Genomic DNA, 18,715 nt, shown 5'->3' with positions numbered 1-18,715 from the left:
GCGACATGCGTTAGGCAGCAAGCAGGGTTGGGCTGGGCCTTTCCGGCTCAGTTGTCTTCTTTTCCTGGCAAAAGAGCAGCTGCGCCAAGCACCCAGACAACTCAGTGTCTGTATCTGGAGGCATTGAAAAAACGAAATGGCATCATTGTCAACAGGAATGAGAGCGAAGAATAAGATCTGTGGGGTTTTAGGTTGGGCGTTGCTGTTCTGCGCCTTAACCGTGTGGCCCCTGCTTGGGCGAAGTTCCAGCTTTCCTTTTGTGCAGAACTACTCCAAACTGCTCTACCAGGCGGGTAACCAGAACTGGTCTATCTCCCAGGGGAAAGACCGGGTAATGTACTACGGCAACTCAGAAGGGCTGCTGGCCTATGACGGGCAATCCTGGCAGACGTACCCCATGCCCAACAAAGTCATTGTGCGGGCCGTGGCCGCCGACCAAACCGGTCGGGTATATGCCGGCGGTTTCGGGGAGCTGGGGTATTGGCAGCACAACGAGCAGGGGAAGTTTGTGTACCACTCGCTCACCGCGCTCGTGCCCCAGAAAAACGTTCTCAAAGACGAGATATGGAAGATTCATGTAGAAGAAAACAGGGTGCTCTTTCAGTCGTTCTCGGCCATCTATATCTATGAGCAGGGGAAAATAAAGGTCGTGAAAGGGCCCAACACCCTGCTGTTCCTGTTTAAAGCCCATAACCGATATTTTGTAGAAGTTTTATCCAAGGGCCTTTATGAACTCAAAGAAGACAGTCTGCATCCTGTTGCCGCCTCCAGCGCCCTTACCGGCATCCATTCGGTGCTTCCGCTGGCGGAGGGCCAATATGTCATTGGCACGGCAAAGAACGGACTTTTCCTGTACGACGGGAAAACGGTCTCGCCTTGGCAGAACCAGGCCAATGACTACCTGAAAACGAACCAACTCAACAACGGTGTCCTACTCCAGAACAAGTACCTGGTGTACGGCACCATCCTGAACGGGCTGGTGATTCTGGACCGGGCAGGCAACATTGTCCACCTGGTGAACAAATCCATCGGGTTGCAGAACAACACCGTCCTGAATCTGTTCGCCGATCAGGATCAGAACCTGTGGGCGGGGCTAGACAACGGCATCGACCGCATTGAAGTGAACTCCCCTTTTTACTTTTACTTCGATAAGACAGGAAAATTTGGGACGGTTTACTCCAGCATCATCCACAAGGGCAAGATTTATCTGGGCACCAACCAGGGGCTTTTCTACAGCGAATGGCTTTCTGGCAGCACGCGGCCGTACCAATCCTTTGATTTCAAGATCATTGAAGGCTCCCAGGGGCAGGTATGGGACCTGGCCCTGCTGGACGATCAACTGCTCTGCGGCCACAACGACGGCACGTTCAGGGTAGAGGGAAACACCCTGGTGAAGATTTCAGACTTCAAAGGCGGATGGACCATTAAACGGCTGCCCTCCCACCCCAATCTGCTGATTCAGGGCACTTATAACGGATTGGTGCTCTACCGGAAAGACCCGCAGGGCAACTGGGTTTTCTCGCATCAGGTAAAGGGGTTTGACGAGCCCTCCCGGTGCGTGGAGCAGGACAACTCGGGGCATATCTGGGTGAGCCACGCCTACAAAGGCTTGTACCGCCTGGCTTTGAGCAGTGACCTGACCAGCGTGACCAGCTCCAAACATTACGCAAAGGCGCACGGCCTGCCCAAAGATTACCAGATCAACGTGTTCCGGCTAGACAGCCGAATCGTGTTTTCCTCTGATGCCGGTTTCCACGTCTATGACGAGATCAGCGACCGGTTCTCCAAATACACCCAGCTGAACAAAAAGCTGGGTTCCTTCGCTTCTTCTAACCGCATCATCAGGGCCGCCGATGACCGGTACTGGTTTATCAACCATGGCAAGGTGGCGCTGGTCAACCTCTCGCGGCCGGGCACCATGGAGATGAGTTCCAGCCCTTTCAGCATGCTGAACGGGCGCATGGTGCAGTATTACGAGAACATCAGCCGCATCAGCAACTCCATTTACCTCATCAGCATTGACGATGGTTTTGTGGTGTACAACACCGATGTCCAACCCCAGCGGAAAAAGACGCTGCCCCAGGTCCTGATTCGGAAAGTGTACAACAGCCAGGACGAGGCCGATATTTTCCAGGAGCATGGCAACCGCAGTCTGGAGATTCCTTTCCGTAAGAACAGCGTCGGGATTGCGTATTCACTCCCATATTTCGGGCAGACCAAACCGCAGTTCCGCTACTTTCTGGAAGGATATTCGCAGAAATGGTCAGATTGGAGCAGTGCCACCCACAAAGAGTTCGTCAACCTGCGCCAAGGCGATTACAAGCTGCTGGTGAAGGCCCGGATAGACCTTGACACTGAATCGCCGGTGACGGAGCTGGCCTTCACAATTGCGCCTCCCTGGTATGCCACGATGTGGGCCATGGTAGGGTATGTGCTGGCGGGAATCCTGCTGCTGCTGCTTTTCAGGCACCTGTACCGCCAGAAGCTGCAGCGTGACAAAGAGCGCATCCGGCTGAAATTGGAGAAAGAGAAAGAAGAGTATCTCCGGCAGGAGGCCATCATCAATGAACAGAAACTGATCAAGTTCCGGAACGAGCAGCTACAGTCTGAATTAGCGTCTAAAAGCCGGGAGCTGGCTAATTCGGCCCTGAACATTGTCTCCAAAAACGAGCTCCTGATCAACATCAGGGAGGAGATTCTGCAGCTGAAGGACCAAAGCGGAAAGAAACTGGGCGATGACCAGCTGAAGCGAATCCAGAAAGTCATCAAAGACGGCATGACCGAGGATTATGACTGGAACCTGTTTGAATCCAGCTTCAATGAAGCCCACGAGAACTACTTCAAGAAACTGAAATGCCGGCACGGTGATCTCACCCCCAATGACCTGAAATTGTGCGCTTACCTCCGGATGAACATGAACAGCAAGGAAATTGCCTCTTTGCTCAACATTACCCTCCGGGGCGTAGAAATCAGGCGATACCGGCTACGCAAGAAGCTGAACCTTGACCATGAACGAAATCTGGTGGAGTTTCTGATGGAGGTATAGGGGCAAACCAAACCTCGGCCTCAGGAGAAATCACTACGCGATAGGTCTGTTGCAGGACAAAGCCAACTCGTAGCTATTTCCTCCTGATGGATGTCTATTTGATTCATTCCAGGCCCATCGGTTTTGAGGCTGTTTTATAAAAACAGCCTCAAAACCGATGGGCCTTTTTCTTTCAATTCTTTCTGCAAGTTGCGCCTAAGGCTATGCTACTTCCCCCGGATGATCAGCGCCCGTGCTGAGAATTTGGAATATTTCTTCTTTCTGCCTGCCGCAGAAGTCATCTCACGCTGAATTTACTTTAAAGCTTATTTCCAGAAAACGGCTCTAAAACGAGTGGTGAAACTAAACCGGTATTCCGGTAAAGGGTGGCTCCATACGTCGTGCTCCTCCTCTCGTACGGCCTGCCTCTACCTCTCTGGCTCACACCTCTCTTGTTACTGTTACCCTCCTTTGAAGTCCTCGGATCAACCACACAGCTTCCGGTTTTCCGGGCTGAAGCCTGGTGGATTGCTACTTCAAAAACTATTGGGCGGAACTAACCACCTGCAGTTAGGGCAACAGTCCAGCAAAATCGCCTAAAAACACTACATCATTACCTCTCATGCAAGGCACACAGCCCTCACAGCATTGACAAAACCACACCAATACAGGCTTATAAATACGTATATATCAGTAAGAACCATTTCCAAAACGACACTTTTAACAAATTCGCAAACCGTGTAGCATTGTTGAGGTCCTTTATTAGTCTTTGAGGTGATATGTGTTCACTTTTGAGCAAGTTCAGCAGCGTGTATACCCTAGTTCCAACACCTATGAAACACTTATTCCTAGCTTATCTATCTACCCTCTAATCCTTCTCATATGACAGACTTTTTACCTAAAGAACAGTTGGCCTCTCAAAGAGGGCGACACCAGTGGCAAAAGAGGAAAGCGTCTTCTTTTCTGATGCTGTTGGTCGCCTTCCTGATGTTGAACATTGAGCAGGCAGCCGCCCAGCAAAGAACCATAACTGGTAAAGTTAGCGGCGGAGGAGCTCCCTTGATTGGCGTATCAGTTGCTCTGAAAGGCACCACCACGGCCACCGCCACAGACGTGGACGGGAATTATTCCATTCCAGTGCCAGACAACAATGGCACCCTGGTGTTCTCCTACATCGGGTTCCTTACTCAGGAAGTTCCGGTGGGTACGCAATCTTCTATCAATGTCACCTTGCTTCAGGACGCCAAAGCCCTGGAAGAGGTAGTGGTGGTGGGGTACGGCACCCAGCAGAAACGGGACGTGACAGGCTCCATCTCTTCGGTGAAGAGCCAGGAATTTGAGCGGCAGTCGTCCCAAAACCCGGTAAGCTCCATCCAGGGAAGAGTGGCCGGGGTGCAGGTCACCAACTCCGGCGCGCCGGGTGCCTCTCCGCAGGTGAGAATCAGGGGCGTAGGCTCAGCTCAGGGCGGACTGGAACCCTTGTATGTGGTGGATGGAACCTTTGTATCTGACCTCAGTTTCCTGAACCCAGCGGATATTGAGTCTATGGAGATCCTGAAAGATGCCTCCAGCGCCTCTATTTACGGTATCAGGGCGGCCAACGGGGTAGTTCTTGTCACTACCAAACGCGGCAAAACCGGCGCACCCAGAATCAACTACAACGGGTTTGTGGGGGTACAGCGAGTGACCAACAAACTGGAAATGACCGATGCCCAGGAGTACGCCACCTTGTACAATGAAAAGAACGCACCGGGCACCATTGGCTCCAACTTACCCAATACCGATTGGTTTGATGAAATTCTGCAGACGGCTAACATCCAGAACCACCAGGTCTCAGCCTCCGGCGGCACTGACAGAGCAACCTACAGCCTGAGTGCCGGTTACCTGAACCAGGAAGGCGTAGTGAAAGGGCACGAGTATGAAAGGCTTACCGCCCGGTTACAAACCGATCTAAAGCTGACTGACAAGATAAAAGTGGGCTACAGCGGTATCTTCTCGGGGTACAAATCAACTGACATCCCCGGGGATATTTTCTACCAGGCCTTTGTGGCGCCACCGGTTCTGCCCGTCAGAAAAGCAAACGGTAATTACGGTGACCCCGCAGATTACCCCATCGGGAACTTTGCCAACCCGCAGGCCTCCCTGGATTGGTATAACCAGAAATCAAACGGCCAGCGCTTAACCGGTAACGTCTTCGGGGAGTGGAACTTCCTCAACAGCTTTACCTTCAGAACCAGCCTGGGGCTTGATTACGCCATCAATGAGTTCAGAAACTTTCAGTCAGAAGACTCCTTAACCACGGTTCAGAAAGCGCAGATCAGTTCGCTCACCAGAAGCAGAAGCAAAGCGAACAGCTGGCTCTGGGAAAACACCTTGACGTTCCAGAAAACCTTGGGAGACCATGAGTTTACCATTCTGGCCGGAACCTCTGCGCAGGAAGCATTCAACGAGACCCTGGGGGGTTCTGTGAAAGGAGTAAACTATGAAACCGAAGCGAACCTGTACTTGGGCAACGGTGACCAGACCACTTTGTTAGCCTTCAATAGCGCAGGCAGGGAGAAGTTCCAGTCTTATTTTGGCCGGATCAACTATTCTTTGATGGGCAGGTACCTCTTGACCGCCACTCTGCGGTATGATGGCTCCTCTAAGTTCCCGGAAAGTGATCGGTATGACTATTTCCCTTCCATCGGGTTGGGCTGGGTAGTCACCGAGGAATCCTTCATGCAAAACCAAGAGACCCTTAATTTCTTGAAACTAAGAGCCAGTTGGGGGAAACTGGGGAACAACAACGTTCCCTCCAACATTACGAGCCAGGTGGTGAATTTTGATCCCAGATATGTGGCCTTCTTTAACGGGATTGCCTATCCAGGAGGTAACCTGACAGATTTCCCACCACCCACCCTGCTGTGGGAAGTTGTGAAAGAGACCGACTTAGGTGCTGAGTTTGGCTTCCTGAACAACCAGTTAAGCATTGAAGTGGATTGGTACAACAAGAAAACGGAGAACGCCGTGTTCACGGTACCGCTAATTGGTACTTCTGGAGCCAATAGAAGCTCCATCATGGGCAACTTCGCTTCCTTCCAAAACAGAGGCATTGAACTGGCCGTGCGCTGGAACGCTACCGTGGGCGATGACTTCTCTTACAACATTGGGGCTAACTTCTCCAGAAACAAGAATGAAGTGACCAGCCTCTCTACTGGTAATGTTTCACTGGCGGGGGGCAGTATCCCCGTAGGAGGTTATCTCACCACCATCTCCCGCGTGGGAGACCCCATCGGGTCGTTCTACGGCTACATCATGGACGGTATTTTCCAGACCACAGATGAGATAGCAGCCTCGGCCCAGACCAACGCCAAACCCGGTGATTTCATTTACCGCGACATCAACGATGACAACGTGATAGATTCCCGAGACAAAGTCATTCTGGGCAACCCTAACCCGGGCATCACCTACGGCATCAACACCGGATTCGCCTACAAAAACTTTGACTTGCAGCTGGATATTCAGGGCGTGGCCGACAGAGACATCTACAACGGTAACCGGAACACCCGGTACGGAAACGAGAACTACGACCAGGACTTCTATGACAACCGCTGGAGAGGACCGGGAACCTCCAATAGCTACCCATCAGCCAACCTGACCGGTAATAACCTGGACCCAAACAGCTTCTATGTGGAAAGCGGAGACTATGTGCGCATCAGAAACCTGCAACTGGGCTACAACTTCCCTACCACAATGGTAAACAGATGGAAAATGCAGGGGCTCCGGATTTTCCTCAACGCCCAGAACCCCATCACCCTCTTTGACTACAATGGCTTCTCCCCAGAAGTGGGAGGCCCCAGCCCTATTGACTATGGTATTGACAGAAATGTCTACCCCCTTTCTGCCACCTATAACCTGGGTGTAAATGTCACTTTCTAATCAGATGAACGCCATGGAAAATAAAACCTCTAAAATAAAACGCTTATCCTGGCTTCTGGCCGGGACGTTAACCCTGGGAGTATCTTATTCCTGCAGTGATTCCTTTCTGGATGTTCCGCCAGAAGGACAGGCCGTGAATACGCAGTTCTTCCAGACGCAGGCCCAGGCTTTATCGGCCGTAAACTCCATCTACGGGAACCTGAGGGAATGGAACAACATCGCCTTTGCCTACCTGGCCGTCAGCACCATCACCTCTGATGACGCAGATAAAGGAAGCGTGCCCGGCGATGCCGAGTTCATGAACCTGTATGACAACTTCACGGTGACCCCCACAGAAGGCCAGCTGAATGGCTACTGGGTAGGGCAATACCAGGGAATCAACCTCGTCAATCAGGTATTGGACAACGTGCCCGGCATCACCATGGATGAAGGCTTGAAAGCCCGTTTGCTGGCCGAGGCCAAGTTCCTGCGGGCCTACCATTACTTCAACCTGGTCCGGACATTCGGGGGCGTGCCCATCATGAGAAGGGTGCCCGTAACGCCGGAAGAGTTGAACCCCACCCGCAACACCCGGGAAGAAGTCTACGCCTTCATTGAACAAGATTTAACCGAAGCCGCTGCCGTTTTGCCCACCGCTTACGGAGCCGCAGACGTTGGCCGGGCCACCAAAGGGGCGGCGCTGGGCATGCTGGCGAAGGTAAATTTATACCAGGCCCAGTGGGCCGATGTGCTCTCCCTCACCGAGCAGGTAATGGGCCTGGGCTATAGCCTGACGCCTGATTTTTACCAGATTTTCAGATTACAGGGCGAAAACAACCGGGAGTCCATCTTTGAGATTCAGGCCCAGACGCTGCCCGGCAACTGCGGTGCTTCCAACAGCCAGTGGGCCGAGGTCCAGTCGGTAAGAGGCCAGTTCGGCTGGGGCTTCTTTACGCCTTCAGCAGACCTGGAGGCCGCCTTTGAACCCGGTGACAAGCGGAAAGACGCCACCATCCTGTACCGCGGCGAAACCACGCCCGAAGGCGATGTCATCAACGCCACCGCCCCAAGCGAGCGCTACAACCAGAAAGCGTATGTGCCATCCAGCGTGACCCAGGTTTGCGGCTACGGAAAAGACCAGAACATCCGCATTCTGCGCTACGCCGAGGTATTGCTCATGCACGCCGAAGCCGCGAATGAACTGGGCCAGACCGCCAAAGCGGAGAGTTCCCTGAACCTGGTGCGGCAAAGAGCGGGCCTGGCTCCGGTCACCTTCACCACCAAGGAAGACATGCGCCTGAAAATCTGGCACGAGCGCCGGGTAGAGCTGGCCCTGGAAAACGGCGAGCGGTTCTATGACCTGGTGCGCCAGAGACGCGCCGAACAGGTGCTGCGAGCGCACGGCAAGAACTTCACCGCCGGTAAAAACGAGGTACTTCCCATTCCGCAGAACCAGATTACCTTAAGCGGTGGTACGCTCACGCAAAACCCCGGCTATTAATTTGAATTAGGGTTAGGTTAAGGACTGGGGCAGAAGCCCCGGTCTTTCCTTCCTAGTTCCAAGCTGTTTTGGGCCTCGTTTTCCTAAAACGGCACAAAAATGAATCTGCCCTGCCAGTAAACAACCAGAATGAACACCATGCCCCCAAAGACAACCTTCCTGTTTTACATCTGCTGTCTTTTGATCGGCTGGATCACCTTTGCCTGCCAGGAAGACAAGAACGAACCGGATTCACCACCTATAGATGACCCGGTGCTTCCTCCCGTCTCCACGGCCTCCGACAAAGAGCTCTTGGACAAGGTGCAACGCGAAACGTTCCAGTATTTCTGGGAGTACGCGCACCCCACCTCCGGCATGGCGCGGGAAAGAACCAACTCCGGCGAGACTGTCACCAGTGGCGGCACCGGTTTCGGTATTCAGGCAATTGTAGTGGGAGTGCATCGGGGGTTCATCACGCGGCCAGAGGCTACCGAATGCTTGCTCAAACTCTGCAACTTTTTAGCTTCCGCCGATCGGTTCCATGGCGTTTGGCCGCATTGGCTCAACGGCACCACCGGCAAGGTTATTCCCTTCAGCCCCAAAGACGATGGCGGCGATGTGATTGAAACGGCTTTCCTGGTGAACGGCTTGCTCACCGCCCGGGCCTACTTCAACGGCCCCGATGCCAAAGAAACCGAACTCCGGAACAAGATCACCCAGCTCTGGGAAACCGTGGAATGGGATTGGTACGCCTCCCGCAATGACAACAAACTCTACTGGCACTGGAGCCCCAATTACGGCTGGGAAATGAACATGCCCATCCAAGGCTGGAACGAAGGGTTGATTGCGTATGTGCTGGCGCTGGCCTCTCCCACCCACGCCATTTCTCCGGCGGTATATCAAACTTCCTGGACCGGCAACGGCTTCCGGAACACTCAAACCCTGGAAGGTTACCGGCTAGACATCGGGCCATCTTACGGCGGTCCGCTGTTTTTCGCCCATTATTCGTTTTTGAGCCTTGATCCCCGGCAAATGCAAGACCAGCACGTGAATTACTGGCAGCATAATGTGAAGCACACGCTCATCAACCGGTCCTACAGCATCTACTCGGCGAACAAAGCCTACGGCTATTCAGAACACCTGTGGGGCCTCACCGCCTCTGATGACCCCGATGGCTACTCGGCGCACAGCCCCACCAATGACAACGGCACCGTTACGCCCACGGCAGCGCTGAGTTCCTTTCCCTATACCCCCTTTTACGCCATGCAGGTGCTCCGGAATCTGTACGGCGGACTTAAAACGCAGCTAATCGGTGCCTATGGCCCTTATGATGCCTATAACAAGCAACGGAACTGGGTAGGCAGAGACTACCTGGCCATTGACCAGGGGCCCATTGTGGCCATGATTGAGAACTACCGCAGCGGGCTTTTATGGGGTCTTTTCACCAAACTGCCGGAAATCCAGGCGGGGTTGACCAAAGCGGGTATCTCAAAACCAACCTATGAAACCGGCTTTTACCTTGCTATTCCGGAGGTAAGAACCGGCCAATACGATCTGCTCAAACACCCCGATGCCGATGCCTACGGGATAGGCGTGGCGGTGAAAGAAGCCGGAACCATGACCTTGACCCTGGAGAAACCAGACGGCACCGTGATGGAGACGCTTTGGAAAGATGAAACCAAAGCCACAGCGCAGTACCAGGTCAATTTCGGGACAACACTGGCACCGGGGGCCTACAAACTCAGACTCAGAACCAGCACCCTCAACAAAGAACTGCCGGTTTACCTGCATTAATGGAAAAACGGCCCCAAAACAGAACTAACACAACCAGCGAAGGAACTATGAAGCAATTCTCTACCATAGCACTTATTCTACTTCTCTTTTGCGGCAGCGTGAGCGCCCAGAAGAAAGGCACCGTGAAGCGTCCCAAAAATCTCTCCGATGAGCAACTCATGGAGCTGGTGCAGCGCCAGACCTTCCGGTACTTCTGGGACTTCGGGCACCCGGTGAGCGGCATGGCCCGCGAGCGGAGCAACCGGAGCTTTGACTACGGCGATGAGGTAGTGACCACCGGCGGCACTGGCTTCGGGGTGATGGGCATCATTGTGGCCGCCGAGCGCAAGTGGATCACCCGCCAGCAGGCCGCCGAGCGGATGCTCAAAATCGTGAACTTCCTCTGGAAAGCCGATCAATTCCACGGCGTGTTCCCGCACTGGCTGGACGGTGCAACGGGCAAGGTGATTCGGTTCAGCCCAAAAGACGACGGCGGCGACCTGGTGGAAACCTCTTTCCTGTTCCAGGGCCTGCTCTGCGCCCGCCAATACTTCAACGGAGACAATCCTACTGAGAGCCAGGTGCGCAACAAGATTCTCTGGATGTGGGAAGGCATTGAATGGAACTGGCACACGCAAGGGCAAAACGTACTGTACTGGCACTGGAGCCCCAACAACGGCTGGAGCATGAACCACCAACTCCGCGGTTGGAACGAGGGGCTGATCACCTACGTCTTGGCCGCCTCCTCGCCACGGTTCAGCATCAATCCGCAGGTGTACCACCAGGGCTGGACCACGAACAACTACTTCCGCAACGACCGTGAGTTCTACGGCATCAAACTGCCGCTGGGCTTTGACTACGGCGGGCCGCTGTTTTTCGCCCATTACTCGTTTTTGGGGCTGGATCCACGCGGGCTCAAAGACCAGTACGCCGATTACTGGGAGCAGAACAAACGCCACACGCTCATCAACCGGGCTTACTGCATTGACAACCCCAAGAAGTACAAAGGCTACTCTGAGAACTCTTGGGGCCTCACCGCCAGCGACAGCTACCGGGGTTACGCCGCCCACTCGCCCACCGAGGACCTGGGCGTGATCACCCCCACAGCGGCTTTGTCATCGTTTCCCTACACGCCCGAGTATTCCATGCAAGCGATGCGATACTTCTATGACACGTTGGGCGATAAAACCTGGACCGAGTACGGCTTTGTGGATGCCTTCAGTGAGCACCACAACTGGTACGCCAACTCGCACTTGGCCATCGACCAGGGCCCCATCATCGTCATGATTGAGAACCACCGCACCGGCCTGCTCTGGAAACTGTTCATGAGCATCCCCGATGTGCAGAACGGCCTTCGGAAACTGGGTTTTGAAAGTCCACAGGTACCCGTAAACGCGAGCAAATGAAACCAGCCCGTATCTTATTTCTTCTCCTGACTTGTGCCTTAGCCGGCATGTATCTACCGGCCAAAGCACAACCCAAACCGCAGCGCACCTACTGCAACCCCATGAACCTGGATTACGGCTACACGCCCATCCCGCATTTCACGGAGGCGGGCAAGCACCGCGCCACCGCCGATCCGGTCATTGTGATGTACAAAGGCGATTATTACCTGTTTTCCACAAACCAGTGGGGATACTGGTGGAGCAACAATCTCTACAACTGGAACTTCGTCTCCAAATCCTTCCTGAAGCCGCACCACAAAGTCTACGATGATCTGTGCGCCCCGGCGGTGTTCGTGCTGGGCGATACGCTGCTGGTCTTCGGGTCCACGCACGAGAAGAATTTCCCGCTCTGGATGAGCACCAACCCCAAGGCCAACCAGTGGAAAGAGGCCGTGGAGCCGTTCCAGGTGGGTGCCTGGGACCCCGCTTTCTTCCTGGACGATGACAACCGCCTGTACCTCTACTGGGGCAGCAGCAACGTGTACCCCATGTACGGCATCGAGATCAACCGCAAAACCTTTGAACCCATCGGCGAGAAGAAGGAGATGATCGGGCTGAACCACGAGCGGTTTGGGTGGCAGCGTTTTGGGGAGTACCTGGACAACACCTTCCTGGACCCGTTCATGGAAGGCGCCTGGATGGACAAGCACAACGGCAAGTATTACCTGCAGTACGGCGCGCCGGGCACTGAATTCAGCGGCTACGCCGATGGCGTGCAGGTAGGCGATCATCCGCTGGGGCCGTTCAAACCGCAGGCGCATAATCCGTTCGCGTACAAGCCGGGCGGGTTCGCGCGCGGGGCGGGGCACGGCAACTCGTTCAAAGACAAATGGGGCAACTGGTGGCACGTCTCCACAGTGGTGATCTCGGTGAAAAACAACTTTGAGCGCCGTCTGGGCGTGTGGCCGGCGGGTTTTGACAAAGACGGCGTGCTGTACTGCAACACCACCTTCGGCGATTACCCGCATTACCTGCCCAACGGCCCCGCCGATCACCTCAAAAGCCGCTTCACCGGCTGGATGCTCCTCAACTACAACAAACCCGTGACGGTTTCCTCCACGCTGGCGGCCTACGCGCCCAACTATGCCGTGGATGAGAGCATCAAAACTTACTGGAGCGCCGCCACCGGAAACAAAGGCGAGTGGATCCAGACCGATCTGGGCCAACCCAGCACCTTGAACGCCATCCAACTGAACTACGCCGACCAGGACGTGGAATTCCTGGGCAAGCAGACGAACATCTACCACCAATATAAGCTGTACCATTCCCTGGACGGCAAAACCTGGAAAGTGCTGGTAGACAAAAGCAAGAACAAAACCGATGTCCCGCATGACTACATTGAGCTGGACAAACCGGTGCAGGCCCGTTACCTCAAGCTGGAGAACCTGCACATGCCCACCGGCAAATTCGCGATCAGCGGGTTCAGGGTATTTGGCAGCGGCAACGGTAAAAAGCCCCAGGCGGTGAAAGACCTCACCATTCTGCGCACCGAGAAAGACAAACGCAGCGCCTGGATCAAGTGGTCGCAGGTGAGCGATGCCTACGCTTACAACCTGTACGTGGGCGTGGCGCCGGACAAGCTCTACAACTGCATCATGGTGCACGGCAGCGGCGAGTACTACTACAAAGGCATGGACAAAGAACTGCCGTACTACTTCCAGATTGAGGCCATTAACGAGAACGGCGTCTCGGAACGGAGCAAAGTGATGGAATCGAAATAACCGTTTTAAAGCCGATTTCCTGAAAACAGGCCCAAAACGCTTCAGAGGAAATTTCTTCCGCTTCTTCGGCTTTAGAGCTGCTGGAGAAGGAGAAGCGTTTTCGGGCCGATTTTACCAAAACAAACCCAAAATACCCGGCCGTGATTTCTCCGCAAGAGAAGGCATCGGCTGGCCGCCAAACACATGAGAGTACCATTAGAAATTACCAAACACCCGCGTATGATGAGAAAGTTGACTTTTGCCTTGACCCTGCTGATCTGTGGAGGCTGCACGCAGATGAATCCGCAGAAAACCCCTGAAACTGCTGTCGCCACCGGTACCGGACAAACCCAGACGACCGCTACTACCCCCATTAACAATAGGCCGCAGGACCCTAAAATGAAGAAGTTCATTGATGATCTCATGGCCAAGATGACGCTGGAGGAGAAGATCGGGCAGCTGAACCTGGTGTCGGTGGGCTTCACGGTGACAGGGCCGGTGGTGAGCGAAAATGTGGACGAGAACATCACCAAAGGTCTGGTGGGCGGCGTGTTCAACACCTTTACGCCCATTGCCGTGCGCAAACTGCAGGAGAAAGCCATCACCCAATCCAGACTTAAAATACCGTTGCTTTTCGGGTACGATGTGATCCACGGGCACCGCACCATTTTCCCGATGCCCATTGGGTTGGCCGCCAGTTGGGATTTGGCCGCTATTGAACGTAGCGCCCGCATTGCGGGGGATGAAGCCTCGGCCGACGGCCTGAACTGGGTGTTCTCGCCCATGGTGGATATTGCGCGTGATCCGCGCTGGGGCCGCATTGCCGAAGGTTCCGGCGAGGACACCTGGCTGGGTTCGCAGATAGGAATGGCCATGGTGCGCGGTTACCAGGGAAATGACCTCACGGCCGCCAATACGGTAATGGCCTGCGTGAAGCACTTCGCGCTATACGGTGCCGCCGAGGCCGGCCGCGACTACAACACCACTGACATGAGCGAGCGCCGCATGATGGAAGAATACCTGCCGCCTTATAAGGCCGCGCTGGATGCGGGTGCCGCCAGCGTGATGTCTTCGTTCAACGATATTAACGGTGTGGCCGCCACCGGTAACCGCTGGCTTATGACCGAGCTGCTCCGGAACCAATGGGGCTTTGACGGATTGGTGGTAACGGACTATACGGCCATCAACGAACTGATTCCCCATGGTTTGGGCAAAAACGAGTACGAAGTAGCCAAGGTGGCGTTGGATGCCGGCATTGACATGGACATGGTGGGCGAAGTCTTCCTGAAACATCTGGGCCAGTTGGTAAAAGACAAAAAAGTAACCGAAGAGCAAATCAACGTCGCTTGCCGTCGTATTCTGGAGGCCAAGTACAAGCTGGGCTTGTTTGAAGACCCGTACCGTTACGCAAACGAGCAGCGCGCCAAAGAAACGCTCCTGAAAAAAGAGTACCGCGAGGCGGCTCGGGACATCGCCCGCCGCACCATGGTGCTGCTGAAAAACCAGAACCAGACCTTGCCCCTCAAGAAAACCGCTTCCATTGCGTTAGTGGGCCCATTGGTGAAAAGCCAGATCGATCAACTGGGCAACTGGAACGGGGCCGGCGACTGGAAACAGGCTATCTCAGTGGAGCAGGGCATCCGCAACGTCGCGGGCCCCGGCGTGAAGATCACCTACGCCAAAGGGGCCAACATCGCCGATGACACCCTCATGCTCCGCCGCCTGAACGCCCACGGTGGCAATATTGAGATAGACAAACGCTCCGCAGAAGCCATGATCCGGGAAGCCGTGCAGGCTGCCCGCAAAGCCGAGGTAGTGGTAGCCGTGGTAGGAGAATCGCAGGGCATGACCGGTGAAGCCTCCAGCCGCGCTGACATCACCTTGCCCGGCCGTCAGTTGGATCTGCTGAAGGCTTTGAAAGCCACGGGCAAGCCTTTGGTGGTGGTGCTCATGAACGGCCGCCCCTTGGCGCTGAAGTGGGAAAATGACAACGCCGATGCCATTCTGGAAACCTGGTTTGCGGGTACGGAAGGCGGCAATGCCATCGCCGATGTGCTGTTCGGGAACTACAATCCGGCCGGTAAGATCACGGCCACTTTCCCGCAGAGCGTGGGGCAGGTGCCTATTTACTACAACGCTAAAGCCACTGGCCGGCCGTACGGCGGGCAGCAACTGGACAAGTACAAATCGCGCTACCTGGATGTGTCCAACGATCCGCTGTACCCCTTCGGGTTTGGGTTGAGCTACACCAAGTTCTCCATCTCGGCACCAACATTAAGCACCGCCAATCTGCAGCCGGGCGGCAATATGACGGTGAGCGTACAGGTGCAGAATACCGGCAACTATGACGGCGAGGAAGTGGTGCAACTGTACGTGCAGGATCTGGTGGGCACCGTCTCCCGGCCCGTAAAAGAGCTGAAGAACTTCAAGAAAATCTTCCTCAAGAAAGGCGAAACACAGACCGTAACCTTCACCCTCACCGAGAATGACCTTAAGTTCTACGACATCAACATGAAGTACGTGGCCGAACCCGGCGATTTCCTGGTGTACGTGGGCTCCAACTCCCGTGACGTGAAGTCCGCGCCTTTTACACTCACGGCTTCGGGGACTGCGGCCGGTAAACCGTAAAGGAGAACGGAAGCTAATCAGAGAGACCTAATCAGGTTTAGGGGCTGTTTTTGGGAAAGCAGCCCCTAAACCTGATTAGGTCTTAGATCATGCTGGCAAGAGCATCTAATTTGATATTTGAAGCTTTGACAGTTTTGCAAATTGCTTGCTTACTGCGCCTGTTCAATGCAGATTCTCCCCTTGAGGGGAGATAAAGAGAGGTGTTTACAAAGGAGAACATACATTCTAGAGATAACATTTGAGCTTTCTTACATCCAAAAAGAAAGTCAGAAATGCATAACCCAGCGAATGTAAACACCCCTCTACGCTCCCCTCAAGGGGAGAATCTGCGTTTGTATCTGAAATACGGTTAGCCCCTGGAACCAGATGATTCCCTTGTTCACGCTAATCTTTAATGAAAAGAGAATTTAAGTCTATGCAAACGTTGGCAATAGACCAAGGCTGCGCTGAATTGCTTTTGTCTCGCCAAAATGAAGTAATTTTATTGATTCCTTTCAACCATTGCTTTTAGAACATGCATAAACTTTCTTTTTTGCCCTTTTTTCTGCTGTGCCTCCTGGCGGTTTCCCATGCCCAAGAACTGAAATCCCCCAACGGGAAACTTTCCATGCGATTTGCGCTGCAGAATGACGGGACACCCACGTATAGCCTGACCTACAAAGGCAAACAGGTCATCAAGCCCAGCAAACTGGGCTTCGAGCTGAAGACCAAAGCCGCCGATGCCGCCTCAGGCGGTTCTGATGCCAACATGGACCAGAAAGCCGTGAACCAGCAGGCGTCCCTGCATGACAACTTCACCCTGGTAGCCAACCAGACCACCAATTATGATGAGACCTGGGCACCGGTTTGGGGCGAGGTGAAAGCCATCCGAAACCACTACAACGAGCTGGCCGTGACGCTCAACCAGAAAGGCACCGACCGGAAAATGCTGATCCGGTTCCGGTTGTTTGACGACGGGCTGGGCTTCCGCTACGAGTTCCCCACCCAGAAAAACCTCACCTACTTCGTGATCAAAGAGGAGCGGACGCAGTTCGCCATGAACGGCGACCACACTGCCTTCTGGATTCCCGGCGACTATGACACCCAGGAATACGACTACACCACCTCCAAGCTGTCGGAGATCAGAGGCATCATGGCTAAAGCGGTGACCAATAACCTGTCTCAGACTACCTTCTCGCCCACCGGCGTGCAAACGTCGCTCATGATGAAGTCCAACGACGGGCTGTACATCAACCTGCACGAGGCCGCCTTGATTGACTACCCGGTGATGCACCTGAACCTGGACGACAAAAACATGGTGTTTGAGTCTTGGCTCACGCCCGATGCCATCGGGGACAAAGGCTACATGCAGGCCCCGCGCAGCACGCCCTGGCGCACGGTGATCGTGAGCGATGATGCCCGCGACATTTTGGCCTCCAAGATGACCTACAACCTGAACGAGCCCAGCAAAATCAAAGACACTTCCTGGATCAAGCCCGTGAAGTACATTGGGGTTTGGTGGGAGATGATCACCGGCAAAAGCACTTGGTCGTACACCAATGATTACCCATCGGTGCAGTTGGGCATCACCGATTTCTCCAAAGCCAAACCCAATGGTACCCACGGCGCCAACACGGCCAACGTGAAACGCTACATTGACTTCGCCGCGAAGCACGGCTTTGACGGGGTGCTGGTGGAAGGTTGGAACGTGGGCTGGGAAGACTGGTTCGGGAACTCCAAAGACTACGTGTTTGACTTCGTGACCCCGTACCCAGATTTTGATGTGAAAGGCATTCGGGAGTATGCCCAGTCGAAAGGCGTGAAGATGATCATGCACCACGAGACCTCGTCCTCGGTGCGTAACTATGAGCGCCACCTGGACAAAGCCTACCAGTTCATGAAGGACAACGGCTATGATGCCGTGAAAAGCGGTTACGTGGGCGACATCCTGCCGCGCGGCGAGAACCACTACAGCCAGTGGCTGGTGAACCACTATCAGCACGCCCTGGAGAAAGCCGCCGAGTACAAGATCATGGTGAACGCCCACGAGGCCGTGCGCCCGACCGGTATCGCCCGTACCTACCCTAACCTCATCGGGAACGAGTCGGCGCGGGGCACGGAGTACCAATCCTTTGGGGGCTCCAAACCCAACCACGTGACGCTGATTCCTTTCACCCGTTTGCTGGGCGGCCCGATGGACTATACGCCCGGTATTTTCGAGATGGATCTAAGCAAGCTGAACCCCGGCAACACCTCGCACGTGAACAGCACCATCGCCAACCAGCTGGCCCTGTACCTGACCATGTACAGCCCGCTGCAGATGGCCGCCGACCTGCCCGAGAACTACGAGCGTTTCCCCGATGCGTTCCAGTTCATCAAAGACGTGGCCGTAGACTGGGATGACAGCAAGTACCTGGAAGCCGAACCGGGCGAGTACATCACGGTGGCGCGCAAGGCCAAAGGCACCGGCCAGTGGTTTTTAGGCAGCGTGGGCGGAAACAATGCTCGCACCTCCAACATCAAACTTGACTTCCTGGACAAAGGCAAAAAGTACGTGGCCACCATCTACGCCGATGCCAAAGACGCCCACTACAAAACCAATCCGCAGGCTTACACCATCCGGAAGGTGAACGTGACCAGCAAGTCAAAACTTTCGCAGTTGGTAGCGCCGGGCGGTGGCTACGCCATCAGCTTTGAAGAGGCGTCATCAACTAAATCAAATTAACACAGAGCGGCTTCTTTGAAGCTAGTCTCTTTGAATAAAGGAATGGGGTTTGTGGTATGC

8 protein-coding genes are annotated in these 18,715 nt (G+C 54.5%); all 8 read left to right on the top strand.

Annotated features, from left to right (window positions below; genetic code table 11):
* The first annotated feature begins 157 nt into the window (after positions 1-157).
* Positions 158-3,046, top strand: a complete 2,889-nt coding sequence (locus tag H7U12_RS05910) for a ligand-binding sensor domain-containing protein (RefSeq protein WP_186634434.1) — start codon at positions 158-160, stop codon at positions 3,044-3,046.
* Between the two features lie 861 nt (positions 3,047-3,907).
* Positions 3,908-6,946, top strand: coding sequence for a SusC/RagA family TonB-linked outer membrane protein (locus H7U12_RS05905; protein ID WP_241749179.1), 3,039 nt, complete (start codon positions 3,908-3,910; stop codon positions 6,944-6,946).
* Positions 6,933-8,426, top strand: a complete 1,494-nt coding sequence (locus tag H7U12_RS05900) for a RagB/SusD family nutrient uptake outer membrane protein (protein ID WP_186634431.1) — start codon at positions 6,933-6,935, stop codon at positions 8,424-8,426. The genes H7U12_RS05905 and H7U12_RS05900 overlap by 14 nt, the downstream gene beginning before the upstream one ends.
* Positions 8,427-8,564: 138 nt before the next feature.
* Positions 8,565-10,199 (top strand): glucoamylase family protein, encoded by a 1,635-nt coding sequence (locus H7U12_RS05895; RefSeq protein WP_206683883.1) that lies wholly within the window; start codon positions 8,565-8,567, stop codon positions 10,197-10,199.
* Positions 10,200-10,246: 47 nt separating this feature from the next.
* Complete coding sequence (locus H7U12_RS05890; RefSeq protein WP_186634425.1) at positions 10,247-11,584, top strand: glucoamylase family protein; 1,338 nt, start codon at positions 10,247-10,249, stop codon at positions 11,582-11,584.
* Positions 11,581-13,344 (top strand): family 43 glycosylhydrolase, encoded by a 1,764-nt coding sequence (locus tag H7U12_RS05885; protein ID WP_186634422.1) that lies wholly within the window; start codon positions 11,581-11,583, stop codon positions 13,342-13,344. The genes H7U12_RS05890 and H7U12_RS05885 overlap by 4 nt, the downstream gene beginning before the upstream one ends.
* Before the next feature lie 183 nt (positions 13,345-13,527).
* Positions 13,528-15,951, top strand: coding sequence for a beta-glucosidase BglX (gene bglX / locus H7U12_RS05880; RefSeq protein WP_241749177.1), 2,424 nt, complete (start codon positions 13,528-13,530; stop codon positions 15,949-15,951).
* 514 nt (positions 15,952-16,465) lie between these two features.
* Positions 16,466-18,655, top strand: a complete 2,190-nt coding sequence (locus tag H7U12_RS05875; protein WP_186634420.1) for a glycoside hydrolase family 97 protein — start codon at positions 16,466-16,468, stop codon at positions 18,653-18,655.
* Positions 18,656-18,715 lie beyond the last annotated feature (60 nt).

It is taken from the genome of Rufibacter sediminis (genome assembly GCF_014269285.1).
Taxonomy (GTDB): domain Bacteria; phylum Bacteroidota; class Bacteroidia; order Cytophagales; family Hymenobacteraceae; genus Nibribacter; species Nibribacter sediminis.
This window is presented reverse-complemented; position numbering and strand designations above follow the sequence as displayed.